The sequence below is a fragment of the Brevundimonas sp. CURTG3B2_SDJG genome (assembly GCF_057364705.1).
The window spans coordinates 1-4,738 of record NZ_JBNFOJ010000217.1 but is presented as its reverse complement, the minus strand read 5'-3'; the positions used below and the strand labels follow the sequence as shown (position 1 = coordinate 4,738).

The following is a 4,738-nucleotide window of genomic DNA, read 5'->3' as shown; positions in this document are numbered from 1 at the left end:
CGGATCGCGGCCAGATCGCGCGGCCCGCCCCGTCCCAGCGCCAGGCGCGAGACGGCCCGCGCCACGTCCGAGGAGGCCCTCAGTCCGTCCCTCAGATCGCGCCGCAGGTCGCGGCGCTCCAGCAGCCATTCGACGGCGTCGAGTCCATGGTTGATGGCGACCGGATCGCGCAGCGGCCGGGCGATGCGCTCGGCCAGCGCCCGCGCCCCGCCCGACGTCACCGTCCGGTCGATGCAGGCCAGCAGAGACCCCTCACGCTCGCCCCGCTGGGTGCGGTCGATCTCCAGGCTGAGCCGGGTCGCGGGATCGATGGCCAGGAAGCCGGTGTCGCCGGATCGGCGCGGCGCCGACAACGCCGGGACCCTTCCCGCCTGCGTCGTCTCCAGATAGGCGGCGATCAGGCCCAGGGCCGAAACCTCGGCCTCCTCGAAGCTCCCGAAACCGTCCAGCGCCGCCACGCCATACAGCCGCTCGACCCGCACCCGCGCGCCGACCGGCTCGGCCAGCGCCTGGGGCAGGGCCTGGACCACCCCGCCCGACCCGTCCAGCGCGTCCTTGGCCACCGGATACGAGAACAGGCGGTCGGGAACCAGCACCTCCGACGGGCGGAACGCGGCCAGGGTCGCGCCCAGGTCCTCCAGCGCGCAGGCGACCACGTCGACCGCCCCGGCGGACAACTCGACCACCGCCACCGCGGCCCGGCCCTTGCGGATCGCGACGGCCGCCAGCCGGTTGGCCCCGCGCGCGTCGAGCAACGAGTCCTCGGTCAGGGTGCCCGGCGTCACCACCCGCACGATGTCGCGCCGGACCACGGCCTTGGAGCCGCGCTTCTTGGCCTCGGCCGGGTCCTCCATCTGCTCGCAGATGGCGGCCTTGAACCCCTGCCGGATCAGCCGCGCCAGATAGCCTTCCAGCGCATGCACCGGCACCCCGGCCATGGGGATGTCTTCGCCCTGGTGCTTGCCCCGCTTGGTCAGGGTGATGCCCAGCGCCGCCGAGGCGATCTCCGCGTCCTTGAAGAACAGCTCGTAGAAGTCGCCCATCCGGAAGAAGACGATGGCGTCCGGCTGGCTGGCCTTGGCCGCTAGGAACTGGGCCATGACCGGCGTCACCCCCTCCGAGGACGGGAGGGCGTCGGCTTTGGGCGGATGGGCGAGGGGAGCGTTCATGCGAGCGCCGCAAGGTGAAGGATTGCGGCGGACGGCTCAAGCGGCTTGCCCGACAGGAAGGCCGATGCGACACCGCCCTGGGGAAAAGGGGGCGACGATGACCTATCAGGCGAAACCGAACGACAAGCTCTGGGGGGCGGTCAGGATCTGGGCGTGGGGGTTCATCGCCAGCGCGGCGCTGGGGGCCGTCGCCTTCGGCTACCGGGTGGCCCTGCTCGCCCGCATCCCCGGCGAGGCGCCGATGACCGAGCTCGACTACCTGTCGGACCATGTGGCCGGCGCCGAAGCCGAGATATGGACCACCGCCGGGGCGAGCCTGCTCTACTTCGCGACCTTCCTCGTCTGCGCCTTCCTGGTCCTGAAGTGGTATCTTCGTTCGGTCCGCAACGCCCACGCCCTGTTCCGGGGCGTGGAGACCTCGCCGGCCTGGGCGATCTGGTGGTTCGTCATTCCCTTCGTCTCGCTGTGGAAACCCTATGGAATGACCAGCGAGCTGTGGCGGTCCAGCGCCGATCCCGAGCGCTGGAAGGGGTTGCGGGACCCGGCGCTGCTGCGCTGGTGGTGGGGCGCGGTCCTGGCCTCCAACTTCGTCGTCGCGGCGAGCAACGTCATGAACCGGTCCGCATCGACGGCCTCGCATCTGCTGATCGCCGACGCGACCCTGGTGGCCGCCTACGCCATCCAGATCGCCGCCGGCCTGCTGTTCCTGCGCATCGGCGGCCCGATCAGCCGCCGCCAGACGCAACTGATCGCGAGCGGCTGGACGCCGCCGGTCCCAGGCGCGCCCGCCTGGGCGGCTTGACCGTTGCCATAAGCCTCCGCGCCTGCGATACGCCCGCCCAGGCGGTTAAGGGAACGCGGTCCAACACCGCGGCTGTGCCCGCAACTGTAGGCGGCGAGGCCGGCTTCGATCCGGAGAGCGATCTCCGGCGTCACTGGGAAACCGGGAAGACGTGAAGCTCGGCTGGCGACCCGCAAGCCAGGAAACCTGGCCGCCGACGTCGTCCGTCCGCTGTCCGGGACCAGACAGAGACGCGGTGATCCGTCGAGGCGACCCGACACTTGCGCCGTTCCAGCCAGGGACGGGTCGGTCGCCCTTCCCTACGTCGCCGCGACGCGCTCGCGCGGAGACGACGGAGACATCGCACATGACGCGATCCCTTCTTCTCGCCACGGCTGCGGCCGTGCTGATCCCCGCCTCCGCCCTCGCCCAGGCCGCGCCGGACGAAACCCTGTCCGAGGTGGTGGTCACCGCCACACGCATCCCCGCCATCGTCGCCGACACCCCCGGGGCCCGGACCATCGACAGCCGCACCATCGAGCGGCGCGGCGCGGTCTTCGCGTCCGACATCCTGTCCGACGTTCCCGGCCTGTCGGTGACCCGCTCGGGCGCCTTCGGGGGCGTCGCCCAGGTCCGCATGCGCGGCGCCACCCCGGGCAAGACCCTGGTCCTGGTGGACGGCGTCCCGGTCAATGACGCGGCCGAGCCGAACGGCGCCTACGACGTCTCTGGCTTCGACCTGGGCGACATCGAACGGATCGAGGTTCTGTCGGGTCCGCAGTCGTCGCTCTGGGGCTCCGACGCCATCGGCGGGGTGATCGCCTTCACCACCCGCGAAATCGACGGCCTGCGCGCCGAGGCCGAGGCCGGCAGCTTCGGCACCGTCCGCGGCCGCCTGGCCGGCGGGATCGCCAACGAGACCTGGGCCCTGGGCGGCTATGTCTCGCGCTTCAACACCGACGGGATCTCGGTCGCCGACGCGGCCAACGGCAATCCCGAGGAGGACGGCTTCGAGAACACCACGGTCGGCGTTCGCGGCCGCTACGCCGTCTCGCCGGCGGTGAAGATCGACGGCTCGGCCCGCTGGTCGAAGAGCGAGGCCGATCTGGATAACGGCTTCCCCGTCTCCGACAACGGCGACCGGTCGGAATCCGAGCAATGGTCCAGCGTCGTCCGCGCCACCGTCGACGCCCTGGGCCTGGAGCATCAGTTCAGCGTCTCGGGCTCGGACATCGAGCGCCAGACCTTCAGCGCCTTCGGCTCGGTCTTCGAAGCGGATCGCCAGGCCTACCGCTGGCAGGCCAACGGCGAGACCGGCGCGGCGACCTACGCCTTCGGCGCCGAGCGCGAGGAAAGCACCGGCAGCATCTCGACCGGCGCGTCGGTCAGCCTGGGGACCACCTCGGTTTTCGGCACGGCCCGCTATGAGGTCAGCGAGACGCTCAGCGTCACCGGCGGCCTGCGCTTCGACGACACCGACGATTTCGGCTCCAAGACCACGGGCCGGATTTCGGCGGCCTGGGACTTCGCCCCCGGCTTCACCCTGTCGGGCGCCTATGGCACGGGCTTCAAGGCCCCGTCGGTCAGCCAGGCGGTCTGCGACTTCTGCTTCTCGTCCCAGCCCTTCCCGACCCTGCGTCCGGAAAAGGCCGACGGATATGAGGCGGCGATCGGCTGGCGTTCGGCCGACGGCCGCATCGAAGGCCGGGCGACGATCTATCGCCTGAACGTCGAGGACCAGATCACCTACGTCTTCGACCCGGTCACCTTCGACAGCTACTACGTCAACATCGCCGAGACGACGACCGACGGCGTCGAGCTGGAGAGCCGGGCCATCCTGGGCCATGGCTTCGACCTGACCCTGGCCTACGCCTGGACCGACGCGAAGGACCAGGCCACCGGCCGGCCGCTGGCGCGCGTGCCGGAACACGCGGGCTCGGCGACCCTGGGTTGGACCGGCGAGCGTCTCTCGGGCGCCCTGACCGTCCGCGCCGAGGGCGAGGAGCCCGACACCAACGCCGCGGTCCCGGCCATGCGCGACGGCTTCGTCACGGCCAATCTGAACGCCGCCTACGTCCTGACCGACCACGTCACCCTGACGGCGCGGATCGAGAACCTGGCCGACGAGCGGTATCAGCAGGTGCTGGGATATGGAGAGCCCGGCCTGTCGGGCTACGCCGGGATCAGGCTGCGCTACTGATCCGGCCTCGGGCGCCGGCCGTGATCGCGGCCGGCTGCTCGAGCTGGAGCGCCTCCCAGTCCAGGTTGGGCGCGGGCGCGTGGGCGGCGGCGAGGACCGCGCGCAGCTCCGCCGCCGAGGCGACGCTGGCCACCACCGCCGAGATCTGCGGCAGGGTCAGGGTGTAGGCGAGGGTCGCCTGCATCGGATCCACGCGCGCCTCCGCCAGCCGTCTGCGGATGCGCGACAGCTGCGGCGCGTGATGGCCCAGTTCGGCCGGCAGGGCGTCGCCGCTCATGAACAGCAGGCCGCGCGCGAACACCGAGGACAGGTGGATGTCGATCCCCAGCCCGGCCAGTTCGTCCAGAACCCCCGTCCGATGCGCGCGCTGATCCAGCAGGTTGCAGGGCAGCTGCACCACGTCCGGCTGGAACCGCCGCGCCAGCAGGGCCGGGCCGTCCTCCATGGTCGTGCAGAAGCCGATGCGCCGGTACAGGCCGCGGTCCTTCAGCGCCAGCATCCGGTCCCACAGCGCCCGCCCCTCGGTCCCGGCCAGGTCCGCGGCCGAGGCGGCCAGCAAGGTGTCGCCGCGCGGCAGGCCCAGGCGCT

4 protein-coding genes and 1 riboswitch are annotated in these 4,738 nt (G+C 71.6%); of the genes, 2 read left to right on the top strand and 2 right to left on the bottom strand.

Annotation, left to right across the window (positions count from 1 at the left end):
- Window positions 1-1,169: MutS N-terminal domain-containing protein (locus tag AC2W7C_RS13515; RefSeq protein WP_486001902.1), on the bottom strand; the 1,169-nt coding region annotated here is incomplete at its 3' end.
- A 97-nt stretch (window positions 1,170-1,266) separates the two neighbouring features.
- Here AC2W7C_RS13515 and AC2W7C_RS13510 point away from each other — a divergent pair.
- Together AC2W7C_RS13510 and AC2W7C_RS13505 are read left to right on the top strand one after the other, a co-directional pair.
- Entirely contained in the window at window positions 1,267-1,971 is a 705-nt protein-coding gene (locus tag AC2W7C_RS13510) for a DUF4328 domain-containing protein (RefSeq protein WP_486001901.1), read from the top strand.
- 26 nt (window positions 1,972-1,997) lie between these two features.
- Window positions 1,998-2,179, top strand: a riboswitch (cobalamin riboswitch).
- A gap of 138 nt (window positions 2,180-2,317) precedes the next feature.
- Window positions 2,318-4,150 (top strand): TonB-dependent receptor plug domain-containing protein, encoded by a 1,833-nt coding sequence (locus AC2W7C_RS13505; protein ID WP_486001900.1) that lies wholly within the window; start codon window positions 2,318-2,320, stop codon window positions 4,148-4,150.
- Here AC2W7C_RS13505 and AC2W7C_RS13500 read toward each other — a convergent pair.
- Window positions 4,134-4,738 (bottom strand): aldo/keto reductase (locus tag AC2W7C_RS13500; protein ID WP_486001899.1); only part of this gene is annotated, 605 nt, incomplete at its 5' end. The two genes, AC2W7C_RS13505 and AC2W7C_RS13500, sit on opposite strands and share 17 nt — an antisense overlap.

What these genes read in the sequence shown, in the direction of transcription:
- AC2W7C_RS13510 (WP_486001901.1), top strand. Translation starts at nt 1,267, where the DNA reads ATGACCTATCAGGCGAAACCGAACGACAAGCTCTGGGGGGCGGTCAGG.
- AC2W7C_RS13505 (WP_486001900.1), top strand. Translation starts at nt 2,318, where the DNA reads ATGACGCGATCCCTTCTTCTCGCCACGGCTGCGGCCGTGCTGATCCCC.